Genomic DNA, 22,967 nt, shown 5'->3' on the forward strand with positions numbered 1-22,967 from the left:
AACCGTCAGACGAAACCCGGCATCGCCACCGTTCCCCGATAGCGACGCAAACGTTACCTTTGACCTGAACTTACCACCGAACGGGGGCGTAAACCATAAGCGAAAAACGGTCATTGCATTAGCTTATGACCAAAATGGGAGAGGAAGTGTGCAGAGTAATTCACTGTAAAAATGCGATTCACTCCACATTAACAGCAGGTATTTAGTGTCGAATTTAGCACTGGCTAACATTTACGACCATTTCAGAAACAAATTGACTACATCACATAAATTGTAAGATTAGAAAATGTAATCCGAGATTTGTCCTGAGATTAGAATATTTCAAACGAGGGAGCAGATACCCTTCCCGGTCATCGGGAAGGGAAATGTGACGGGGTTATCACTATGGATTCCATCAAGTGGGTGAGTACTGGTCACACCCCTGTAGCTCGAAGTATGGCGAGTGTTTATCGCAGCCAGGAAGGCAGATCTTGCAACCCCATCGCCTGGCGAACCAGTTGAGGTTTAACTCCCGGCAGCGTATCGGCAAGCTTCAGGCCGATATCTCTGAAGAGTTTTTTCGCCGGGTTGCTGCCTGCGAACAAATCGCGGAAGCCTTGCATACTGGCCAGCATCACCGCCGCGCTGTGCTTGCGACTGCGCTCATAGCGACGCAGGTAGAGATGCTGCCCAAAATCTTTGCCTTCGCGATGCAGGCGGCGAATTTCCGCAATCAATTCAGCGGCATCCATAAAACCGAGGTTGACGCCCTGCCCGGCCAGCGGGTGAATGGTATGGGCGGCATCGCCCACCAGCGCCAGACGATGGCCGGCAAAGCTGCGGGCGTAGCGGCCCGTCAGCGGGAAGGTGCGGCGCTCGCTTTCAACAGAACACAGGCCGAGACGCATGTTAAACGCGACGGAAAGCGCCTGGTTAAACGCTTCATTGTCGGCCTGCTGCATACGAGCCGCTTCTTCCGGCGGCAGCGACCAGACAATAGAGCAAAGATGTGGGTCAGAAAGCGGCAGAAATGCCAGAATACCTTCGCCATGGAACACCTGACGTGCTACGGCCTGATGCGGCTCGGCGGTGCGAATCGTCGCCACCAGCGCATGATGATTATAGTCCCAAAACGTCAGCGGAATATCGGCTTTGTCGCGCAGCCAGGAGTTCGCGCCATCTGCGCCCACCACCAGCCTTGCAGTTAGCATTGTGCCGTCTTTCAGGGTCAGGAACGCGTCGTTTTCACCCCAGGCGACCTGGTTAATGTCCACGGGTGCCATCAGGCTGATGTCGCTGCATTGCTCTGCACGTTGCCACAGCGCCTGGTGGATGACCGAGTTTTCGATGATGTGCCCCAGATGGCTAAAACCGAAGCTCTTATCATCAAAGGCGATTTGCCCGAAGCTGTCTCGCTCCCAGACTTCCATCCCGTGATAGCTGCTGGCTCGCTCGCTGATTTTTGGCCACGCGCCCAAATACGTCAGCAGCTTTTCGCTCGCCGCATTGATAGCCGAAACGCGCAGTTCCGGGGCAGCTTCAGGCCCCAGCGGCTTGGGAAGATGACTTTCAATGACCGCAACGCGCAGGCCGCTGCCCTGAAGTCCGCAGGCCACCGCCAGCCCCACCATGCCGCCGCCGACAATCGCCACATCTACGCTTTGCAAATTGACTCTCCTTTAACGCGCCACCCAACCCAGGGTGCGCTGAGCCAGCACGTCTCGTGCCGGAGTAAAATGTTCCATCGCCATCAGGCCAAGATTACGGCCCGCCACCAGCGGTGCCCAGCGGTTAGCAAACAGCTGAACCAGCCCGTCAGTGACGCCTATGGTTGCCGCTTTATCTGCGGCACGGCGCTGCTGATAAGCGGCCAGAACCGGGAAACTGCCGACATCCGTGCCTGCAGCGTGCGCCTCTGCCAACCCTTCAGCCAGCGACATAACGTCGCGCAGGCCAAGGTTGAATCCCTGCCCGGCTATCGGATGCAGCGTTTGCGCGGCATTGCCTACCAGCGCCAGGCGATGGGATACGGTCTGAGAAGCCTGTTGTAACGCCAAAGGATAATGATGGCGAATGCCTGCATGGGTAATTCGCCCCAGTCGCCAGCCAAAGGCACGCTGAAGCTGCTGACAAAACTCTGCTTCACTCCAGCTTTCAACCTCCTCACGGGCATCCAGCGCATGGCACCAGACCAGCGAGCAGCGCCCATCGGACATCGGCAGCATGGCGATTGGCCCGTATTCGGTAAAGCGCTCAAATGCCCGGCCATGATGGGGTTCAGAAGTCGTGACGTTGGCAATCACGGCGATCTGCTGGTAGCTCTGCGGCTGCCAAGTGATGCCGCACTGCGCCGCCAGCTTAGAACGGGTGCCATCCGCCGCAACCAAAACGTTGCCCTGCAGCTCAACGCCGTTATCCAGTACAACCTGAACGCTATGCTCATGCCGGGTAAACGACGAAACGCGCTGCGGGCAGTGCAGCGTTACGCCAGGCGCTTTACGCAGCAGGCTAAAAAGACGCAGCCCGACGTCGTGCAGCTCCACAACCTGCCCAAGCGCATCAATCTGGTAATCCTCAGCTTCAAGGGTGACAAAGCCGGCGTGGCCTTTGTCGCTGACGTGCACGGTTTTAATTGCCGTGGCGCAGTCGGCGAGCGCAGACCATACGCCAATGCGGGCCAACTGCTGCCGGGTGCCCTGGGCGAGCGCGATGGCTCTGGCATCAAACCCCGGATGAGCGGCTGAGTCCGGGGCAATCGCCTCGATGAGGTGCACCGGCAATTTTCCCTGGGTGAGGGTCGATATGGCTAATGCCAGCGTCGCCCCTGCCATCCCGCCGCCAACAATGATGACGCTCATGGCTGACGCGCCGCTGCCATCAGCGCTTCGATATCGTCTGCCGACTTCACCACGCTGGCGGTCAAGTTCTCGTTGCCGTCTTTGGTGATCACAATGTCGTCTTCAATGCGGATGCCAATGCCACGGTACTGCGCGGGCACGTCCGCATCCGGAGCAATATAAAGCCCAGGTTCGACGGTGATGACCATCCCCGGCTCCAGCACGCGTGACCTGTCCTGCCCATAAGCGCCCACGTCGTGCACGTCCAGCCCCAGCCAGTGGCTCAGGCCATGCATAAAGAACGCGCGGTGGGCGTTATTGGCTATCAGATGATCAATATCGCCTTTCAGAATACCGAGCTTCACCAGCCCCTTAACCATGACGCGCACCACTTCCGTCGTCACTTCCTGCATGGACGTGCCCGGTCGGTAGAGTTTTAGCGAGGTTTCGAGCGATTCCAGCACGATGTCATAAATTTCACGCTGCGCCGGGCTGAATTTGCCGTTAACAGGGAAAGTGCGCGTGATGTCTCCGGCGTAGCTTTGGTATTCACATCCGGCGTCTATCAGCACCAGATCTCCGTCGCGCAGTTCACTTTCGTTTTCGGTGTAATGCAGAATGCAACCGTTCTCACCGCCACCCACAATGGTGGTGTACGAAGGATAACGCGCGCCTTGGCGAGTAAACTCGTGGTGAATTTCACCCTCGAGCTGATATTCAAACATTCCCGGGCGGCAGGCCTGCATGGCACGAGTATGCGCCAGCGCGGAAATCTCCCCGGCACGACGCATAACGGCAATCTCTTCTTCGGATTTGAAGAGGCGTAGTTCGTGTACAGTCGGGCGCCAGTCGGTCAGGGTTGCGGGCGCAGCGAGATTTTGACGCGAACCACGACGCAACTTATCCAGCGCGGCAAAAACGATGTTATCCGCATATTCGTACTCGCCCTGAGCGTGGTAAACCACATCCAGGCCGTTTAGCAGGAGATGTAATTGCTCACCGATTTCGCTGAAGGCCAGCGCGCGATCCACCCCTAACTTCTGCGGGGCAGCGTCCTGGCCAAGCCTGCGGCCAAACCAAATTTCTGCACTTTTATCCCGCACGCGGTTGAACAGCACGCTGTGATTATGCGACTCATCGCTTTTAATGAGCACCAGCACGGCTTCCGGCTCGTTAAAGCCGGTGAAGTACCAAAAATCGCTGCTCTGCCGATAAGGGTATTCGCTGTCGGCATTGCGGGTCGCTTCCGGGGCCGCGAAAATTAACGCAGCGCTGCCGGGCACCATTTTCGCCAGTAGCGCCTGACGGCGGCGAAGAAATTCCTGCTGGGTCATCACATCCCCTGATTTTTTGATTGTTAGTGGAGCGTAGGTTTGCGTACCTCTGGCGCGGTCGGTGCCGCGTGAGTAAAGGTGTCGTGGCACAGCAGCGCGGCAACACGCACATACTCAATGATCTCTTCGAGCGACATCTCCAACTCTTCCTGGTCTTCGTCCTCGTCGTAACCCAGCTGGGCAATATTACGCAGATCGTCAATGGCTTCGCCGGTTTCACCGGTGACTTTGTCGAGCTTGCTCTGCATAACGCCGAGGCCCAACAGGAAGTGGTTTACCCAGCCGGAAAGCGCATCGGCGCGATCGAAAACGGAGACATCATCCCCGTCCGGCAGGTAAAGCTGGAACAGGAAGCCTTCGTCTTCCAGCGCATCGCCAATGGCGCAGTGCATCTGGCGCAGCGGATCTGCGAGGTTCTGGCTAAAGGCCAAGCCTTCGTTAGTCAGGTCATGCAGCAGCGTTTGCCAGCTGGTGTCTTTGTTACCACCGCACAGCATGCCGCTGATCAAGCCGTGCATTTCTGCAGGCGTCAGACCCACACCCTGTTGGTTCAAAAGTTGGCCGACTAAGTCGTAGTCCGGCATTGCGTTCTGTATTGACATGCGCATTCGTCATCGTTGGCAGGAATAGTGTGTGTTATGCTACCACCAGGACCCCCGCAGATACCAGAAAAGGGCTTGTATCTTGATATCGGGATAGCTATAGTGGCGCCCCTTCCGCTACCGGGGCCGGTAGCGTAAAGGCAGGCGAGTAAACAGCAGGAAGGTGGCATGTCTGCACAACCAGTCGATATTCAAATTTTCGGTCGTTCATTGCGCGTGAATTGTCCGCCTGAACAACAGGATGCGCTGAATCAGGCTGCGGAAGAGCTGAATCAGCGGTTGCAAGATTTAAAAGTTCGCACTAGAGTCACAAATACCGAGCAGCTGGTGTTCATCGCAGCACTTAACATTTGCTACGAACTGGCTCAGGAAAAGTCGAAAACCCGTGACTACGCCGCCAATATGGAAGAGCGTATTCGGATGCTACAGCAGACCATCGAACAAGCATTGCTTGAGCAAGGTCGCATTGCAGACCGACAGGGTCCAAAGTTTGAATAACACTTCGCAGTTGACTGTGGTAGAGTAACTTCGAAGACAAAATTTCTCTGAGATGTTTGCAAGCGGGCCAGTCCCCTGAGCCGATATTTCATACCACAAGAGTGTGGCGCTCCGCGGTTGGTGAGCATGCTCGGTCCGTCCGAGAAGCCTTAAAACCATGACGACACACTCACCTTGAACCAAGGGTTCAAGGGTTACAGCCTGCGGCGGCATCTCGGAGATTCCCTCTTTACTACCCGACCATCATGACGCATACCCCGTTAACCTCAACGCTTCGTCAGGACATTCGCCAAACGATTCGGCAGCGACGCCGGTCGCTCACTCCCCCAGAACAACAAACCTTTGCCCTACAGGCTGCTGAACGCATGCTGGCGTTTGAGCCGGTTATTCGTGCTCAGACCGTAGCGTTGTTTCTCTCGTTCGACGGGGAACTGAATACCACCCCGCTGATTCAGTCTTTATGGCAGGCAGGCAAAAACGTTTATCTCCCGGTGCTTCATCCTTTTAGCCCCGGCAACCTGCTGTTTTTACGCTACACGCCGCAAAGTAACCTGGTCACCAATCGCCTGAAAATTCTTGAGCCTAAGCTGGATGTTCGCGACGTGCTGCCGCTGAATAAGCTGGATGTACTGGTCACGCCGCTGGTGGCCTTCGATGAAACAGGCCAGCGTCTGGGGATGGGCGGCGGGTTTTACGACAGAACGCTGCAGAACTGGCAGCAGCACGGTTTCTACCCGGTTGGCCTGGCGCATGATTGCCAGCAGGTGGAGACGTTGCCGGTAGAACAGTGGGATATTCCTTTGCCTGCCGTGGTGACGCCATCGCGCCTTTGGCAGTGGTGATGCCCCTTCCCCCTTCGGGGAAGAGGCCATGGTCAGATCAGTACAGCAGACGGGCGCGGATAGTGCCCGGAATCGCTTTCATTGACTTCAGCGCTTTCTCAGCCACATCTTCCGGCGCATCAATATCAATTACTACGTAACCCATGTGCGGCGTGGTCTGCAGGAACTGAGCGGCAATGTTGATACCCTGCTCAGCAAAGATCTGGTTAAGCGCGGTCAGAATGCCAGGGCGGTTCTCATGAATGTGCAGCAGGCGGCTGCTGGTGCCCCCGTGCAGCGGCAGAGAAACTTCTGGGAAGTTAACCGCAGACAACGTAGAGCCGTTATCCGAGTATTTCGCCAGTTTGCCCGCCACTTCCAGGCCGATGTTTTCCTGCGCTTCCTGAGTTGAGCCGCCGATGTGCGGGGTCAGGATCACGTTGTCAAACTCGCACAGCGGAGAGTTAAACGGATCGCTGTTGGTGGCCGGTTCGGTCGGGAAGACGTCGATAGCCGCACCAGACAGATGCTTGCTCGAAAGCGCACCGCACAGAGCAGGAATATCTACCACCGTACCGCGAGAGGCGTTGATCAGCAGCGAGCCCGGCTTCATCAAGGCCAGCTCGTTCGCACCAATCATGTTTTTGGTAGAAGCGTTTTCCGGCACGTGCAGACTAACCACATCGCTCATATTCAGCAGGTCGGAGAGATGCTGAACCTGAGTCGCGTTGCCCAGCGGCAGCTTGTTTTCGATATCGTAGAAGTAGACGTGCATCCCCAGGGATTCAGCCAAAATCCCCAGTTGCGTACCGATGTGGCCGTAGCCAATGATGCCCAGCTTTTTACCACGGGCCTCAAAAGAGCCTACCGCCAGCTTGTTCCACACGCCACGGTGAGCTTTGGCGTTAGCTTCAGGAATGCCACGCAGCAACAGCAGCAATTCACCAATCACCAGTTCGGCAACGGAACGGGTGTTCGAGAACGGGGCGTTAAACACCGGAATACCGCGCTTCGCCGCCGCATCCAGATCAACCTGGTTGGTGCCGATGCAGAAGCAGCCTACAGCCACCAGTTTTTCAGCCGCGGCAAAGATCTCTTCGGTCAAATGGGTGCGGGAGCGCAGGCCAATGAAGTGAGCATCACGGATCGACTCTTTGAGCGCTTCGGAATCCAGCGCGCCTTTATGGAATTCAATGTTGGTGTATCCTGCTGCACGGAGGCTGTCTACCGCCTTCTGGTGCACGCCTTCCACAAGCAGGAATTTAATTCTGTCTTTATCCAGTGATACTTTTGCCATTTCCCGACCCTATTTTCAGTGCTGTTGTATTCGTTTTTAGGCGGTGATGCGCCACCGCCTATAAGTTACCCTTCTGTCAAAATATCAAAATCTACGTTTGGGGCAATATGAACGATTGCGTCGCCGTATCGTCAGGCGGGAATAAGGCGGTGAGAGTCAGAATAAAATGCTGAGCGGGAGAGTGAACCAGGTATGAATCACAGCACTGTTACCGAAATGTGATATATGTCACCAAATATGCGGTTAAAATAATTTGTCATTTTTTATACGGTTTTTTGGGGCGCCGAACGCGCCCCGGTCAGATCATTTCACGATGGTTTTTACGCCGTCAGCGGTACCGATCAGCGCCACATCCGCGCCACGGTTCGCAAACAGGCCCACGGTAACAACACCGGGCATACCGTTGATGATGTTTTCCAGCTTCATCGGCTCCATGATGCTCAAACCATGCACATCCAGAATGATGTTACCGTTGTCCGTGACCACGCCTTGACGGTACTCCGGGCGACCACCCAGTTTTACCAGTTCACGCGCGACGGCGCTGCGCGCCATAGGAATCACTTCCACCGGCAGCGGGAAGTTACCGAGAATATCAACCTGCTTGGAGGCGTCCGCGATGCAAACAAACTTGTCGGCAACGGAGGCGATGATTTTCTCGCGGGTCAGCGCTGCACCACCGCCTTTAATCATCTGCATCTGATGGTTGATCTCATCGGCACCGTCGACGTAGACGCCTAATGAATCCACCTCGTTGAGATCGAAAACGGGGATCCCAAGACTTTTCAGTTTCGCGGTGGAAGCGTCGGAGCTGGAAACAGCACCTTCAATCTGGTGTTTGATGGTGCCCAAAGCATCAATAAAATGCGCGGCGGTTGAGCCCGTGCCCACGCCCACAATGGTGCCCGGCTGCACGTACTGGAGTGCTGCCCATCCGACTGCTTTTTTCAGTTCATCCTGCGTCATAATTTTATGCCTGTGATGTGGAAACTGACGCGCATTATAGAGCATGCGTCGGAAAATTGTCCCCGGCTTTGCCGCAATGCAAACCCCATCACGTTCAAACACACTGTCAGCTTGCTGATTTGGTCTGAATCAGCGGCAAATTTATGTCATAGTGACTGCACGACGAAATCAGGAGCAGATGAACAACAATGAAACGCCCGGACTACAGAACGCTGCAGGCGCTGGATGCGGTAATTCGTGAACGAGGATTTGAGCGTGCGGCGCAGAAGCTGTGCATTACTCAGTCGGCGGTGTCACAACGTATCAAGCAACTGGAAACGATGTTCGGCCAGCCATTGTTGGTGCGCACCGTGCCGCCCCGTCCCACCGAGCAGGGCCAAAAACTGCTGGCACTTTTACGTCAGGTGGAACTGCTGGAAGAAGAGTGGCTGGGCGATGAGCAAACCGGCTCCACGCCGCTGCTGCTTTCGCTGGCCGTTAACGCCGACAGTCTGGCCACCTGGCTGCTACCGGCCCTTGCGCCGGTTCTGGCCGACTCCCCCATTCGCCTGAATCTTCAGGTGGAAGATGAAACCCGCACTCAGGAACGCCTGCGTCGCGGGGAAGTGGTTGGGGCGGTGTCCATCCAACCTCAGCCGCTGCCGAGCTGCCTGGTGGATCGCCTGGGCGCGCTGGACTATCTGTTTGTGGGGTCGAAAGATTTTGCCGAGCGTTACTTCCCGAATGGCGTCACGCGGTCGGCGCTGTTAAAAGCCCCTGCCGTAGCCTTTGATCATCTCGACGATATGCATCAGGCATTTTTACAGCAGAACTTTGATCTGTCCCCCGGCAGCGTGCCGTGCCATATCGTTAACTCCTCGGAGGCCTTTGTGCAACTGGCTCGCCAGGGCACAACGTGCTGTATGATCCCGCACCTGCAAATTGAGCGCGAGTTAAATAGCGGGGAATTAATTGACCTGACACCGGGTCTGCTGCAGCGCCGCATGCTCTATTGGCACCGCTTTGCACCGGAAAGCCGCATGATGCGCAACGTGACGGATGCGTTGCTGGAGTACGGGCACAAGGTCTTGAGGCAGGATACGGAATAACGCTTTGATTAACCCTCGCCGGATGCGGCGAGGGTTAAGGTGAAGATCACATCTTACTGAGCAGGTGCCGCCGGGGTTTGTGCGCCCTGCAGTTCAAACACCACATCGACCTGATCGTCAAACTGAATAGTCTGCTGATCGTAGGTATCCTGAGCGGAAGCCGGTGCAGCCGCGTCCGCTTTCATCATGCGAACCATCGGCGCGGGCTGGTAGTTAGACACGTGGTAACGCACGCTGTAGACCGGGCCCAGCTTGCTGTTAAAGCCTTCGGCCAGCAGCTTCGCCTGGCGGGTTGCATCGTTAATCGCTTCTTTACGTGCTTTGTCTTTGTACTCTTCCGGATGCGCAACGCCCAGCGACACGGAACGGATTTCGTTCAGACCGGACTTCAGCGCACCATCCAGCAGCTCGTTCATTTTATCCAACTGACGCAGGGTGACTTCCACCTGGCGTACCGCACGGTAGCCCTTCAACTGAGTCTTACCGTCTTTCAGGTAGTCATACTCTGGCTGTGTGCGCAGGTTAGCGGCATTGATGTCCTTCTTCTCTACGCCATTTTTCTGCAGGAAGGTCAGGTATTGCGCCACGCGATCGTCGGCCTGTTTTTTGGCAGAAGCGGCGTCCTTAGCGGACACGTTGACTTCGATAGCGAGCGTGGCGATATCAGGAACGGCATCGACGCTGGCTGTCCCGGAGGTGACCACGTGAGGGCCGTTTGGCAACTCACCTGCCTGCACAGAAACAGAACCTAATCCCATTAACGCGGCTAATGCTAAAATTTTAAACTTCACTGTAACTCCTCCGTGCTACGTTCCACTGTGATTACGCCGATCAACAAACTCCCGACGTCTGCCAGCAAGCTTAGCCTGTAATGGTAACTTGTCTATCAGATTATGGCGAATTAGCCCACTAGTGCCGCGATGTGCTGCACGCCATCCCGGGCCAGCTGAGCGGCAATAAACCACATCACAATCCCAACCACCCCGTTGATAATGCGCTGTGCTTTTGCGGTACGAAGACGAGGGGCCAGCCAGGCGGCAAGAATAGCCAGGCCGTAAAACCAGAGAATGGAGGCGCTAATGGTTCCCAGCGCGAACCAGCGTTTTGCTTCTTCCGCAAGCTGGCCTCCCAGGCTACCAAGTACCACAAAGGTGTCCAGATAGACGTGCGGGTTGAGCCAGGTCACCGCCAGCATGGTGACCACGATTTTCCAGCGCCCCTGCTTCAACACTTCGGCCGAAGCCAGCGCCACGTTGCTGCTCATCGCCGTGCGCAGCGCACCCCAGCCATACCACAGCAGAAATGCCACGCCGCCCCAGGTGACCAGCGCCAGCAGCCAGGGAGACTGCATCAGAATGGCGCTGCCGCCAAAAATCCCGCCGCAAATCAGAATGATGTCGCTCAACGCACACAGGGAAGCAATCATCAGATGGTACTGGCGACGAATGCCCTGATTCATCACGAAGGCATTTTGCGGCCCCAGCGGCAGAATTAGCGCGGCTCCCAATGCAATACCCTGAAAATAATAAGATAACACGCGACACACCCTTTAACTGTTCATTATTGAGCGTGAGTGTAATGCGCAAAAATTATTAGAGGAAATTGATGTTTTTAATCGCTTATAAGTATAGCTAATTATTGCTGATGGAAATAAGGCCAGCGAAAGCTGGCCCCGGAAGTTATGCGTTATCAGAGTCTTTCATCTGGCGAACGTGAACGTCCATTTGCGGATAAGGAATACCGATGCCGTTTGCATCAAGCGCTTTCTTGATGCGCTCCAGCACGTCCCAATAAACGTTTTGCAGGTCACCGCTTTTGCTCCATGCCCGCACCACAAAGTTGACGGATGAAGGGCCAAGCTCGTTCAGGCGCACGGTGATGTCGCGATCTTTCAGCACGCGCTCGTCGCTGGTGATGATGTCAGTCAGGATCTGCTTAACTTGATCGATGTCGGCATCGTAGGCCACGCCGATGATGAACTCGTTGCGGCGGGCAGGTTCCCGGGAGAAGTTAATGATATTCCCGGCGATGATTTTGCCGTTCGGCACAACCACAATTTTGCCATCCACAGTGCGCAACGTGGTGGAGAATATCTGCACATTAAGCACGGTACCCGCAATGCCGCCGAGATCGACATACTCCCCGGTACGGAACGGGCGGAAGGTAACGAGCAACACGCCTGCGGCCAGGTTGGACAGGGAACCCTGCAGCGCCAAACCAACGGCCAGACCGGCGGCACCCAGCACGGCAATCACCGAAGCTGTCTGCACCCCAACACGGCTCAGGGCCGCAATCAGCGTGAAGGCAATAATTCCGTAGCGCACCAGCGCGGAAAGAAAGTCGGCGACAGTGCTGTCGATGCTGCGAGCCAGCATCAGGCGATTAACGGCTCCGGAGACCAGACGGGCAACGATCATCCCGGCGATCAAAATGGCCACGGCGGCGACGATATTTACCGCATAGCTCAGGAGCAGCTCCTGATTGCGTACCAGCCAGCCCCCCGCATTATGAATACTGTCTACTACGTTGAGATCTTCCATTTACTGTTCCTTGTCTGAAAAGTTTCTCCGCCCGGTAAGGCAGTTCAAACCGTAAAGGGTAAACAAAAACGCATGAATGTGCCAAGTACGTCACAAAATTGATCTCAAATTGAGTATTAATGCAGCAAAGGAAGGGAAAAGCCCGGACGAATGTCCGGGCTAAAAGTGGGCTTACAACGTTTGTGTGAAGGTCCGGGAAATAACATCCTGCTGCTGCTCGCGGGTAAGTGCGTTGAAACGCACCGCGTAGCCAGAAACACGAATGGTCAGTGTCGGGTAATTTTCAGGATGCGCGATGGCATCCATCAGCATTTCACGGTTCAACACGTTGACGTTCAGGTGCTGCCCGCCTTCCGTTTTGACATCGTGGTGGAAGTAGCCATCAAGCAAGCCGACCAGGTTCAGGCAGCGAATGGAATCCTCTTTCCCCAGCGCCGCAGGCACGATGGAAAACGTATAAGAGATACCATCTTTTGCGTAGCTGAACGGCAGCTTAGCCACGGAGGTTAACGAGGCTACAGCTCCTTTAGTGTCTCGCCCGTGCATCGGGTTCGCACCGGGTGCAAACGGCGTTCCTCCCCTGCGGCCATCTGGCGTGTTCCCCGTTTTTTGCCCGTAAACCACATTCGACGTAATTGTCAAAATAGACTGCGTTGGCACGGCATCGCGATAAGTTGGCAGCGCCTGAATTTTCTTCATAAAACGCTCAACCAGATCGCAGGCAATGGCGTCCACGCGATCGTCGTTATTGCCGTATTTCGGATAGTCGCCCTCAATCACGAAATCCACCGCCAGCCCGGTATGGTCGCGCACCGGCTTAACCACGGCGTGTTTGATGGCAGAAAGTGAATCCACCGCCACCGAAAGCCCGGCGATGCCGCAGGCCATCGTGCGGTAAACATCCCGGTCATGCAGGGCCATCAGCGAAGCTTCGTAGCTGTATTTATCGTGCATGTAGTGGATCAGGTTCAGGGCCGTCACGTACTGCACCGCCAGCCAATCCATAAAGCTGTCGAGGCTGGTCATCACCTTGTCGTAGTCCAGCACATCGTCGAGCAACATTGGCGTTTTCGGCCCAACCTGGATCTTCAGCTTTTCATCCATTCCCCCGTTGATGCAGTACAGCAGCGTTTTTGCCAGGTTGGCGCGAGCACCAAAGAACTGCATCTGTTTGCCAATCACCATCGGGCTAACGCAGCAGGCAATCGCATAGTCGTCGCTGGCAAAATCGCTGCGCATCAGATCATCATTTTCATACTGCAATGACGAGGTTTCAATCGACACCCTGGCGGCATAAACCTTGAACGCTTTCGGCAGCGCCTCAGACCAAAGGATGGTCAAATTCGGCTCCGGCGCAGGCCCCATGGTGTAAAGCGTATTCAAGTAGCGGAAGGTACTTTTGGTCACCAGAGTACGACCATCCTGCCCCATTCCGCCTAACACTTCCGTTGCCCAAATAGGATCCCCGGAGAACAGCGAATCAAACTCCGGCGTGCGCAGGAAGCGCACCATGCGGATTTTCATAATAAAGTGGTCAATAAGCTCCTGCGCCTGTTGCTCATTGAGCAAGCCAGAGCGAAGATCGCGCTCAATATAAACATCGATAAAGGTTGCGGTGCGCCCCAGCGACATCGCTCCGCCGTTTTGCGACTTCACCGCCGCCAGATAGGCGAAATAAAGCCATTGAATCGCCTCCTGTGCGTTGCTCGCCGGCCTCGAGATATCGAAACCGTAGCCAGCGGCCATGTCCTGTATTTGCAGCAGTGCGTGGCGATGCTCCGACAGTTCTTCACGCAGGCGAATCGTTGCCTCAAGATCCTCGCCGCGTTCAAGCTTTTGCTGCAGGTCAGCAAACTGTAGCTCACGTTCGCGGACCAAATAAGCAATGCCGTACAGCGCCACGCGGCGGTAATCGCCGATGATTCGGCCACGCCCGTAACCATCCGGCAGCCCAGTCAATACGCCGGACTTGCGGCAGCGCAGAATATCCGGCGAATAAACGTCGAACACGCCCTGATTGTGCGTTTTCCGCAGCTCAGTAAACTGATACTCAAACTCAGGGTCCATTTTGCGGCCATAGGCTTCAAACGAACTTTTGATCATATTGATGCCGCCGAAAGGATGCAGCGCGCGCTTTAGCGGCTGGTCCGTCTGAAGGCCAACAATTTTCTCATGCTGCTGAATAATGTAACCGGGGGCATGGGCGGTAATGGACGTGGCCACGTTAGTATCAAAATCGACCGGGGCATGAGTGGCATTTTCAACGCGAATACCCTCCATCACCTTTTCCCAGAGCGCCGTCGTCTCAGATGTTGCACTCGCCAGAAACGCATCATCCCCCTCATACGGCGTGTAGTTTTGCTGGATAAAATCCCGAACATTAATTTCATGCTGCCAGCATTCCCCACGAAACTGCTGCCAGGCCTGAGCATAATTATCATGGGAAATATCAATATCCATTTTCATTCATTCAATCCTCTGTACCGCAAATAAAATTAAGCGAACTCTGCAAGCCGGGATGCCTTGCCCAATTCACGGGCATCAAGAGCAATCATTTTTTCTTCGCTGGTCGGAATAACTGCACACAGTACTGCCGAGTTCTGGGTTGAAATAACACGCTCGCCGTCAGAATTAGGCCGCATGTTTTTTTCTTCATTCAGTTCGAAACCGAATACCCTTAAATGTTGAATAACCAGACGACGAATAAGAGCTGAGTTTTCACCAATGCCACCAGTAAAAATTAGCCCATCAAAATGTGGCAGCGAAGTTGCGTGCCCGCCGATGGTTTTGGCAATACGATGTACAAACGTGTTGATAGCCAACTCCGCGCGGGTATCCCCCTGCTGCCAGGCTTTTTCCAGCGTCCGTAAGTCAGAAGATATACCTGAAAGCCCCAACAACCCTGACTCGGTATTTGCCACCTGCTCAAGATCGTCCAGCGACTGCCCAGTCTGCCTTGCCAGCCACACCATCGCCCCAAAGTCGACGTCGCCGCAGCGTGTCCCCATGATCAAACCTTCCAACGGCGTCATCCCCATCGAGGTATCAGCGCTTTGCCCGTCAACCACCGCGCACACTGAAGCCCCGTTGCCAAGATGAGCAATCACCAGCCCCAATGAACGCCCTTTCAGTTCAGGTAGCTCGCTTGCCTGCATGGAAACATAGCGGTGAGAGGTCCCGTGGAATCCATAACGCCTGACGCCGTGCTCTTTGAAATAGCGGTATGGCAGGCCGTAAAGATAGGCTTCAGGTTTCATCGTCTGGTGAAAGCTGGTATCAAACACGGCAACCTGCGGCACACCAGGGAAGCGCAGCCTGGCCGAAGCCACGCCACTGAGATTGGCATAGTTGTGCAGCGGCGCGAGAGGCGAGACCGCGCGGATTTGCTCCATGACGTCGTCCGTAAGCAATACCGACTCGCCAAAAATCGCCCCGCCGTGAGCAATGCGGTGGCCTATATAGGCCACGCTTTCGGTCAAATGACGCCTTTCAAGCTCGAGGGAGATTGCCGCCAGCGCATCCTCATAATCAGAATGCGCCAGCTTCACCGGCTCACCGCTATTAACGATAAGCATTGCGGCTTCGGTATTTATACCTTCGCAAATACCCGTTAAAAGTGGCTCCATGGTTAATTCATCCAGCACGGAAAATTTAACCGAAGATGAACCGCAATTTATGGTTAATATTACCGGATATTCATTCATATTAACGTTCACTCATCCTGAGCCAATGACAGTTAATTACAAGATTTTGTATACGATGTTAAGGATCGTCAGTAAGCCGATCACGGTAACAAAGATATTTTCACTTCTGCCTTTATATTTGCTCAGCGCTGGCACTTTGCGAATCGCGTACATCGGCAGCAGGCAAAGCAACGAGGCAATAATCGGGGCGCCCATCGCTTCAATCAGGTCAAGAATATTTGGATTGGCGTAGGCTACAACCCAGGTTGACCCCATGATAAACACCATGCTGATCAGATTAAGTTTGCCCTCGGAAACCTTCGTTTTGTCACTCTTATAGCCAAACTTCAGGACCAGGCCATTCAACCCTTCCAGCGTGCCCAGATAGTGGCCGAAGAAAGATTTGAAAATGGCGACCAGGGCAATAATCGATGCGCCATATTCCAGCACCGTGGCAAAAGTAGACTTCGAACCAGAGAGTGAAGAGAAATGGTTAGCAAGATAGGAGAGCACCGGGATGTTCTGCGCTTTTGCTTCGGCCATATTCTGTGGCGACAGCGTGAACAGGCAGCTAAAGGCGAAGAACATCACCACGCCAACCATCAACACGCTGGCACGCGAGATGATTTTTGAGCACTTGTCTTCGGTATAGGCTTTCCCGAAGTCAGCTTCGTACTCTTCACGCTTCGACACCACGAAGGAAGAGACAATCGGCGAGAAGTTAAAGGAGAACACCATGATGGAGATCCCGAGCCACACGGTCACCAGGATGCCGTCATGGCCGGTCAACGCGATTTCACTCAGGTTCACCTGATCGATAACCGCTGAATTCCAGTAGGGAATAAGCGACAGGGAAATAATGACCAGGCTGGCGATAAACGGGAACACAAGCCAGCTCATCACCTTCACCATCAGATCCTTACCAAAGAAGATGACAAAGGCCATCAGCATCAGCAGGAATAGCGCTACCAGCCCACGATTTAAGGGCATCAGCTGGAGCTGATTTTCCCAGAAGGTCATGAAGGTGTTAGTAATGGTGACGCCGTAAATCCACAGTAGCGGGCAAATCGCGAAGAAGTAAAGGAAGGTGATAACGACGCCACCCGTTTTGCCAAAATGCTCCTCGACAACTTCGGTGATATTCCCCGAAGGATTGCTGCCGGAAAGGCACAGTCGTGCCAGCGCGCGGTGGCAAAGGAAGGCTATCGGATAGGCCAGAACAAGCATGATAAGTATTGGGATAAGCCCGCCGTAGCCCGCCCGAATAGGGAAAAACAGGACCCCAGCGCCAATGGCGGTGCCAAACAGACCTAAAGTCCAGGTGGTATCGGACTTACGCCACAGGGAGGATTCTTTTTGACCAACAAGGGTTGTTTCTACATTACTCATAATGAAGATCCTTATTTAGACCAGGCAGGCTTCCGCTGCGCCAGTAATTTCAGAAACACGAGACAAATCAATATTTCCACCAGAAATAATACTCACGGTTTTCCGGCCTTTAATGTACTGGTCGAGCTTGCCGCTTAATAATGCAGCAGAAGCCAGCGCACCAGCACCTTCAGTGACAATTTTGTTTCTCTGAATAAGTGCGACCATACTATTTCTGATCTCGTCTTCACTGACCAAAATAATATCGGTGACTAATTTTTTAACGATTTCGAAGGTTAACTTCCCTGGGCGGGCAACGTCACAGCCGTCAGCCAACGTGCTGCCTGCCCGATATGCGATAATTTCACCAGTACGGAAAGAGGAAGCCATACCGTGGACGTTTTCCGCCTGCACGCCAATAATATTAATTGTTGGATTAATGGATTTAATGGCTACCGCAATGCCGGCAATCAGGCCGCCGCCACCAATAGGCACAATCACGTTATCGACATCGTAAAGATCTTCAAGAATTTCCAGGCCAATAGTACCCTGTCCGGCAATGACTTTTTCATCATCATAAGGTGGGATAAAAATACGCCCTTCCATCTCAACAATTTCGCTGACCTTGGCGATGGTTTCATTAAAATTATCACCATGGATAATGACTTGAGCCGAATAGTCAGTCGTGGCGGCGACCTTTGACTTTGGCGCACCTTTTGGCATCACCACTTTGCCGTTAATACCGAGCAGCGCACATGACAATGAAACACCCTGAGCATGGTTACCCGCAGAACAGGCCACCACGCCCCGGGTTCTTTCTTCTTCACTCAGTGAGCTGAGTTTATTGAAAGCACCGCGCATTTTAAACGAACCGGTACGCTGCATATTTTCAAATTTCAAATAGATGTCGCCCTTACAGCATTCGCTAAGATAATTAGAACGCGGCATCCCGGTTTTATAAACAAATCCAGATATTCTTTTTTTCGCTTCAAGAACATCGTTAATTGTAACTGGCAATTCATTATCTATATGCATGTTAATCTCCGCATTAAAGCAATAAAAGATATTCGTAGCGAATAATGAAAAACTCGCCACTTTAATTTAATGAGTGATAAAAAGTGATTATGCTAAGTAAGCTAAGCCACCACCGTTAATTTATTAAATTGATATTTACTACGCACTGAATGCACTTTGGCTAATTCGACCAGAGTAGCCGCTGATTTTTTTATACGACAATTTTTCGACCATACCGCAGCATAGCGTGCAACAGGTAATTCATCCGTTAATGGAATTTGAACAAACTCCTGAGAGCCAAAAGGTGCGATCATTTCACGGGGAATAATCGTCAGGAAACCGGCGGTCAACACCATGTTATAAATGGTGACAACTGAGTCGGTTTTGATGATTTTATCGCTGGTGATATGGTTCTGTTGCAAGATGGTCAGAAGTTCGCTGTAGTAGCCCATTTCGGTTTGAGGCAACACCCACTGCTCATGGCTTAATGAGCGGAGCGTCATCACGCCTCCGCGCGTTCGTGTTCGTCCGGCTACCAGAATAAACTCTGATTCAAACAGAGGTTCGATGTGCAAATCCTGAAGCAGCATCTCATCGCTCAGCGTACCGATGGCAAAATCCAACCTGCCGTCACGTATCGCCGGTAAGAAGGAGCAAAGTTGAGCTTCAAACATTGAAACTTCAGCTTGTGGATACTGCTCTTTGAAGGCTTTCATCATGCCCGGCAGGAAGGTAAAACCGATAAGCGAAGGATAGCCAAATGAAACATCTACCGCTTCGCTGCCGACCAGGCTGTTCATTTCGTTGCACATGTTGCGCATTTCGCGGGTAATCGACTCGGCGTAACTGAGCAGTACTTTACCGGCAACCGTAAGCTGAACACCGGTATTTTTGCGAATGATAAGCTCCAGGCCAAACAAGGCTTCCATATCGCTGATAATTTTACTTACCGCCGGCTGAGTCAAACTTAGCTGCTTCGCCGCAGAGCCAAATGAACCACTTCTTACCACTTCCTGAAATACAACCAGGTGCTGTGTTTTAGGTAATGTCGTATTATCCATAAAGCGCCATGCCTAATAAGTTATCAATGGCGGCGATCTTACGTATTCTCCCTTCTATGTTATGTGCGGCGACTCACAAGAGCTCAACCCTCATCAGTACAACAAGCAATCAAATAAATATAAAGCCATAAATAACAATGGGTTAATGTTTTGTAATTTGCTATTTCCATGATTAAGGTCAACCTAAACATCCCGAATAAAATAATTTTATGGAGATAATAAATTCATATAACCACCAATAAACTCTTATTCAGACTAAAAATTTATCAATATTGACGTTTATTTACTCAGATTAAGGTGCATAAAACAAAGAATTAAAAATGACTGCAAATATTACGCTGATATTTGAATATAAAAAAACCCGCCAAGGCGGGTTTTTATCGAAACAAGTATTAGCTCAAATTACAGAACGTCTACCGCGTTCAGCTCTTTGAATGCCTGCTCCAGGCGAACGATCATAGAGGTCTGAGCTGCGCGCAGCCAAACACGTGGATCGTAGTATTTTTTGTTCGGCTGGTCAGCGCCTTTCGGGTTACCCAGCTGACCCTGCAGGTAAGCTTCGTTTTCTTTGTAGTAGTTCAGGATGCCGTCCCAGGTTGCCCACTGGGTATCGGTATCGATGTTCATTTTGATTACGCCGTAGCTTACGGAGTCTTTGATTTCCTGAGCAGAAGAACCGGAACCGCCGTGGAAGACGAAGTTCAGGCTGTTGTGCGGCAGGTTGTGTTTCTTAGAAACGTATTCCTGAGAATCACGCAGGATAGTCGGGGTCAGAACCACGTTACCTGGTTTGTATACGCCGTGTACGTTACCAAAGGAAGCTGCGATGGTGAAACGTGGGCTGATTTTGCTCAGTTCGGTGTAAGCGTAATCAACGTCTTCTGGCTGGGTGTACAGAGCAGAAGCGTCCATGTGGCTGTTGTCCACGCCATCTTCTTCACCGCCGGTGCAGCCCAGTTCGATTTCCAGGGTCATGCCCAGTTTGGACATGCGAGCCAGGTATTTGGAGCTGATTTCGATATTTTCTTCCAGAGACTCTTCGGACAGGTCAATCATGTGGGAAGAGAACAGTGGTTTACCGGTAGCGGCAAAGTGTTTTTCACCCGCGTCCAGCAGGCCGTCGATCCACGGCAGCAGTTTCTTAGCGCAGTGGTCAGTGTGCAGGATAACCGGCACGCCGTAGTGTTCAGCCATCTGGTGAACGTGGTGCGCGCCAGAGATTGCACCCAGGATAGCAGCACCCTGTGGAACATCAGTTTTCACGCCTTTACCAGCGATGAACGCAGCACCGCCGTTAGAGAACTGAACGATAACCGGAGATTTTACTTTCGCAGCGGTTTCCAGAACGGCGTTAATAGAGTCGGTACCGACGCAGTTAACGGCTGGCAGAGCAAAGTTGTTCTCTTTTGCTACCTGGAAGATTTTCTGTACGTCGTCGCCAGTTACAACACCTGGTTTTACGAAATCAAAAATTTTAGACATGTTGATGTGTCCTGTAGGCCTTGGAAAAATCGAATCACCGTCCTGAATCTTGCCGGGCGGCAATAAATCAACGGGCAGGTTACCCTGCCCGTAGGAATTACTTCTTAGCGCGCTCTTCGAGCATCGCTACAGCTGGCAGCACTTTGCCTTCCACGAACTCAAGGAATGCGCCGCCGCCGGTAGAGATGTAGGAAATTTTGTCTGCGATACCGAACAGGTCGATAGCTGCCAGAGTGTCGCCGCCCCCTGCGATAGAGAAGGCTTCGCTGTCTGCGATAGCACGGGCAACGATTTCGGTCCCTTTACGGAAGTTAGGGAATTCGAATACGCCAACCGGGCCGTTCCACAGAATGGTTTTCGCGTTTTTCAGGATCACGGCCAGTTTCTCAGCGGAAACGTCGCCCATGTCCAGAATCTGCTCTTCGTCTTTGATGTCGCTCACAGACTTCAGGGTTGCGGTCGCAGTTTCGGAGAACTCAGTGGCAACACGCACGTCGGTTGGTACTGGGATATCGCAACGGGTCAGCAGATCTTTAGCGGTATCAACCAGGTCTGCTTCGTACAGGGATTTACCCACGTTGTGGCCCTGGGCTGCAACGAAGGTGTTCGCGATACCGCCGCCAACAATCAGCTGGTCAGCGATTTTGGACAGGGAGTCCAGCACGGTCAGTTTGGTAGAAACTTTAGAACCGCCAACGATAGCAACCATTGGGCGAGCAGGCTCTTTCAAAGCTTTGCCCAGTGCTTCCAGTTCGTCAGCCAGCAGCGGGCCTGCACAAGCAACGTCAGCAAATTTAGCGATGCCGTGAGTAGAAGCCTGCGCACGGTGTGCAGTACCGAAAGCATCCATCACGAACACGTCGCACAGTGCAGCGTATTTTTGGGACAGTGCTTCGTCGTCTTTTTTCTCGCCTTTGTTGAAGCGAACGTTTTCCAGAACAACCAGCTCACCGGCAGCAACCTCTACGCCGTCCAGGTAATCTTTTACCAGACGAACCGGGTTAGACAGCTTGTCTTTCAGGTAGTTAACCACTGGCAGCAGAGAGAATTCTTCGTTGTACTCGCCTTCGGTCGGACGACCCAGGTGAGAAGTCACCATGACTTTAGCACCCTGTTTCAGCGCCAGTTCAATGGTCGGCAGAGATGCACGGATACGCGCATCGCTGGTGACTTTCCCGTCTTTAACCGGCACGTTCAGATCGGCACGGATGAATACGCGTTTGCCCGCCAGATCCAGATCGGTCATCTTAATTACAGACATGGTGAATCCTCTCGTTGATTCTTAAAGTTTTGCAGACGCAACGTGCGCCTTACCAGAAATCCATTGAGCCATAACCAACGTGGTGTCGAGCATCCTGTTGGCAAAGCCCCATTCGTTATCACACCAGACTAGAGTTTTAATCAGATGTTGCCCACTGACCCGCGTTTGCGTGCCGTCGACGATTGCACTGTGCGGATCGTGGTTAAAATCAGTAGAGACCAACGGTAATTCCGTATAGTCAACTATACCATGAAATGCTTCCTGTGCCGCTTTTTGCAGCAAGTGGTTGACTTCACATGAATTTACTGAATTTCTGACCGTCACGCTCAAATCAATGGCCGTCACGTTTATCGTGGGAACGCGCACCGCGATCGCCTCAAAACGGTCATTAAATTGTGGGAAAATACGTGTGATACCGGCCGCAAGACGCGTATCCACCGGAATGATCGACTGACTCGCCGCACGAGTGCGTCGCAAATCAGGGTGGTAAGCATCAATAACCTGCTGATCGTGCATGGCCGAGTGGATGGTAGTGACCGTCCCGGACTCAATGCCGAACGCTTCATCCAGCAGTTTAATGATTGGAATAATACAGTTTGTGGTGCAGGAGGCATTGGAGACGATACGGTGGCTGTCTTCGACCTGCTCATGATTCACGCCGTAGACGACGGTTGTATCGAGGTCGTTACCGCCAGGGTGTGAGAACAGGACTTTCTTCGCCCCTGCCGCGAGGTGGGCTTCACCATCAGCGCGGGAACCGAACACACCGGTGCAGTCCAGCACGATATCAACGCCCAGTTCACGCCACGGGAGAGCTTCAATGGTCGGTTCATGCAGCAGGCGAATACTGTCATCGCCCACAAACAGGACTTCACGCTCCTGGCGAACATCCCAGGCAAAGCGTCCGTGGCTGGTATCGTACTTCAACAGATGCGCGATACCCGCAGCGTCTGCCAGTTCGTTGATTGCTACCACGGTAATTTCCGCACGGCGACCAGATTCGTACAAAGCACGTACCACGTTGCGCCCAATGCGACCGAAGCCATTAATAGCGATGCGTACGGTCATATCTCTCCTGCCAGAATCCCTGGGATTTAGTGGCTGACAGAGTAATCCAGCAACCGCCTGAGGGGAATCCT

The 22,967-nt window shown here is 53.1% G+C and carries 20 protein-coding genes and 1 other RNA gene; 4 read left to right on the forward strand and 17 right to left on the reverse strand.

Features of this window, described 5'->3' with window-relative positions; genetic code table 11:
• Positions 1–446 precede the first annotated feature (446 nt).
• Genes ubiI through ACR6JA_RS13805 form a run of 4 tightly spaced genes read right to left on the reverse strand, consistent with a single transcriptional unit; the run spans position 447 to position 4,752 of the window.
• Complete coding sequence (gene ubiI, locus ACR6JA_RS13790) at positions 447–1,646, reverse strand: FAD-dependent 2-octaprenylphenol hydroxylase (protein WP_494493701.1); 1,200 nt, start codon at positions 1,644–1,646, stop codon at positions 447–449.
• 12 nt (positions 1,647–1,658) lie between these two features.
• On the reverse strand, positions 1,659–2,837 hold the full coding sequence (ubiH, locus tag ACR6JA_RS13795; RefSeq protein ID WP_494493702.1) for a 2-octaprenyl-6-methoxyphenyl hydroxylase: 1,179 nt from the start codon (positions 2,835–2,837) through the stop codon (positions 1,659–1,661).
• Positions 2,834–4,150, reverse strand: a complete 1,317-nt coding sequence (gene pepP / locus ACR6JA_RS13800; protein WP_494493703.1) for a Xaa-Pro aminopeptidase — start codon at positions 4,148–4,150, stop codon at positions 2,834–2,836. Before pepP ends, ubiH begins: the two co-directional genes overlap by 4 nt.
• 23 nt (positions 4,151–4,173) lie before the next feature.
• The gene (locus ACR6JA_RS13805) at positions 4,174–4,752 is read right to left on the reverse strand and encodes a YecA/YgfB family protein (RefSeq protein WP_494493704.1); all 579 of its coding nucleotides are present in this window, start codon (positions 4,750–4,752) and stop codon (positions 4,174–4,176) included.
• 168 nt (positions 4,753–4,920) lie between these two features.
• On the opposite strand from ACR6JA_RS13805, the gene zapA reads away from it, so the two are divergent.
• The 3 genes from zapA to ACR6JA_RS13820 all read left to right on the forward strand — a co-directional run bounded on the left by zapA (position 4,921) and on the right by ACR6JA_RS13820 (position 6,092).
• Positions 4,921–5,250 carry a cell division protein ZapA gene (gene zapA, locus ACR6JA_RS13810; protein ID WP_008461599.1) on the forward strand — a complete coding sequence of 110 codons (330 nt, stop codon included), beginning with the start codon at positions 4,921–4,923 and terminating at the stop codon, positions 5,248–5,250.
• 41 nt (positions 5,251–5,291) lie between these two features.
• A non-coding RNA gene (ssrS, locus tag ACR6JA_RS13815) (6S RNA) lies at positions 5,292–5,475 on the forward strand.
• Positions 5,476–5,495: 20 nt separating this feature from the next.
• On the forward strand, positions 5,496–6,092 hold the full coding sequence (locus ACR6JA_RS13820; protein WP_494493705.1) for a 5-formyltetrahydrofolate cyclo-ligase: 597 nt from the start codon (positions 5,496–5,498) through the stop codon (positions 6,090–6,092).
• A 37-nt stretch (positions 6,093–6,129) separates the two neighbouring features.
• Here the strand turns inward: ACR6JA_RS13820 and serA are convergent, their stop codons facing one another.
• Positions 6,130–7,368, reverse strand: coding sequence for a phosphoglycerate dehydrogenase (gene serA, locus ACR6JA_RS13825; protein WP_008461595.1), 1,239 nt, complete (start codon positions 7,366–7,368; stop codon positions 6,130–6,132).
• A gap of 303 nt (positions 7,369–7,671) precedes the next feature.
• A complete protein-coding gene (gene rpiA / locus ACR6JA_RS13830) occupies positions 7,672–8,331 on the reverse strand; it encodes a ribose-5-phosphate isomerase RpiA (RefSeq protein WP_008461594.1) in 660 nt (219 codons plus the stop codon).
• 188 nt (positions 8,332–8,519) lie between these two features.
• Between rpiA and argP the strand changes: the two genes are divergently transcribed.
• Entirely contained in the window at positions 8,520–9,419 is a 900-nt protein-coding gene (gene argP, locus ACR6JA_RS13835) for a DNA-binding transcriptional regulator ArgP (protein ID WP_008461592.1), read from the forward strand.
• Between the two features lie 53 nt (positions 9,420–9,472).
• Here argP and ACR6JA_RS13840 read toward each other — a convergent pair whose 3' ends face one another.
• The 11 genes from ACR6JA_RS13840 to epd form a co-directional block, all read right to left on the reverse strand.
• Positions 9,473–10,210, reverse strand: a complete 738-nt coding sequence (locus tag ACR6JA_RS13840) for an oxidative stress defense protein (protein WP_008461590.1) — start codon at positions 10,208–10,210, stop codon at positions 9,473–9,475.
• 110 nt (positions 10,211–10,320) lie between these two features.
• Positions 10,321–10,956 (reverse strand): arginine exporter ArgO, encoded by a 636-nt coding sequence (gene argO, locus ACR6JA_RS13845; RefSeq protein ID WP_494493706.1) that lies wholly within the window; start codon positions 10,954–10,956, stop codon positions 10,321–10,323.
• Between the two features lie 142 nt (positions 10,957–11,098).
• Complete coding sequence (locus ACR6JA_RS13850; RefSeq protein ID WP_008461586.1) at positions 11,099–11,959, reverse strand: small-conductance mechanosensitive channel MscS; 861 nt, start codon at positions 11,957–11,959, stop codon at positions 11,099–11,101.
• A 171-nt stretch (positions 11,960–12,130) separates the two neighbouring features.
• Positions 12,131–14,425: a formate C-acetyltransferase gene (pflB, locus tag ACR6JA_RS13855; RefSeq protein ID WP_213715352.1), complete on the reverse strand. Its 2,295-nt coding sequence runs from the start codon at positions 14,423–14,425 to the stop codon at positions 12,131–12,133.
• A gap of 29 nt (positions 14,426–14,454) precedes the next feature.
• Positions 14,455–15,663 carry a propionate kinase gene (gene tdcD / locus ACR6JA_RS13860; RefSeq protein WP_213715353.1) on the reverse strand — a complete coding sequence of 403 codons (1,209 nt, stop codon included), beginning with the start codon at positions 15,661–15,663 and terminating at the stop codon, positions 14,455–14,457.
• A 36-nt stretch (positions 15,664–15,699) separates the two neighbouring features.
• Positions 15,700–17,031 carry a threonine/serine transporter TdcC gene (gene tdcC / locus ACR6JA_RS13865; protein ID WP_213715354.1) on the reverse strand — a complete coding sequence of 444 codons (1,332 nt, stop codon included), beginning with the start codon at positions 17,029–17,031 and terminating at the stop codon, positions 15,700–15,702.
• A 15-nt stretch (positions 17,032–17,046) separates the two neighbouring features.
• The gene (tdcB, locus tag ACR6JA_RS13870) at positions 17,047–18,045 is read right to left on the reverse strand and encodes a bifunctional threonine ammonia-lyase/L-serine ammonia-lyase TdcB (RefSeq protein WP_494493707.1); all 999 of its coding nucleotides are present in this window, start codon (positions 18,043–18,045) and stop codon (positions 17,047–17,049) included.
• Between the two features lie 101 nt (positions 18,046–18,146).
• Entirely contained in the window at positions 18,147–19,085 is a 939-nt protein-coding gene (tdcA, locus tag ACR6JA_RS13875) for a transcriptional regulator TdcA (RefSeq protein ID WP_494493708.1), read from the reverse strand.
• A gap of 402 nt (positions 19,086–19,487) precedes the next feature.
• The gene (gene fbaA / locus ACR6JA_RS13880) at positions 19,488–20,567 is read right to left on the reverse strand and encodes a class II fructose-bisphosphate aldolase (RefSeq protein WP_008461574.1); all 1,080 of its coding nucleotides are present in this window, start codon (positions 20,565–20,567) and stop codon (positions 19,488–19,490) included.
• Positions 20,568–20,664: 97 nt separating this feature from the next.
• Complete coding sequence (pgk, locus tag ACR6JA_RS13885; RefSeq protein WP_494493709.1) at positions 20,665–21,828, reverse strand: phosphoglycerate kinase; 1,164 nt, start codon at positions 21,826–21,828, stop codon at positions 20,665–20,667.
• A gap of 21 nt (positions 21,829–21,849) precedes the next feature.
• The gene (gene epd, locus ACR6JA_RS13890; protein WP_494493710.1) at positions 21,850–22,896 is read right to left on the reverse strand and encodes an erythrose-4-phosphate dehydrogenase; all 1,047 of its coding nucleotides are present in this window, start codon (positions 22,894–22,896) and stop codon (positions 21,850–21,852) included.
• Between the last annotated feature and the right edge of the window lie 71 nt (positions 22,897–22,967).

The organism is Cedecea sp. B1(4), from assembly GCF_059414925.1.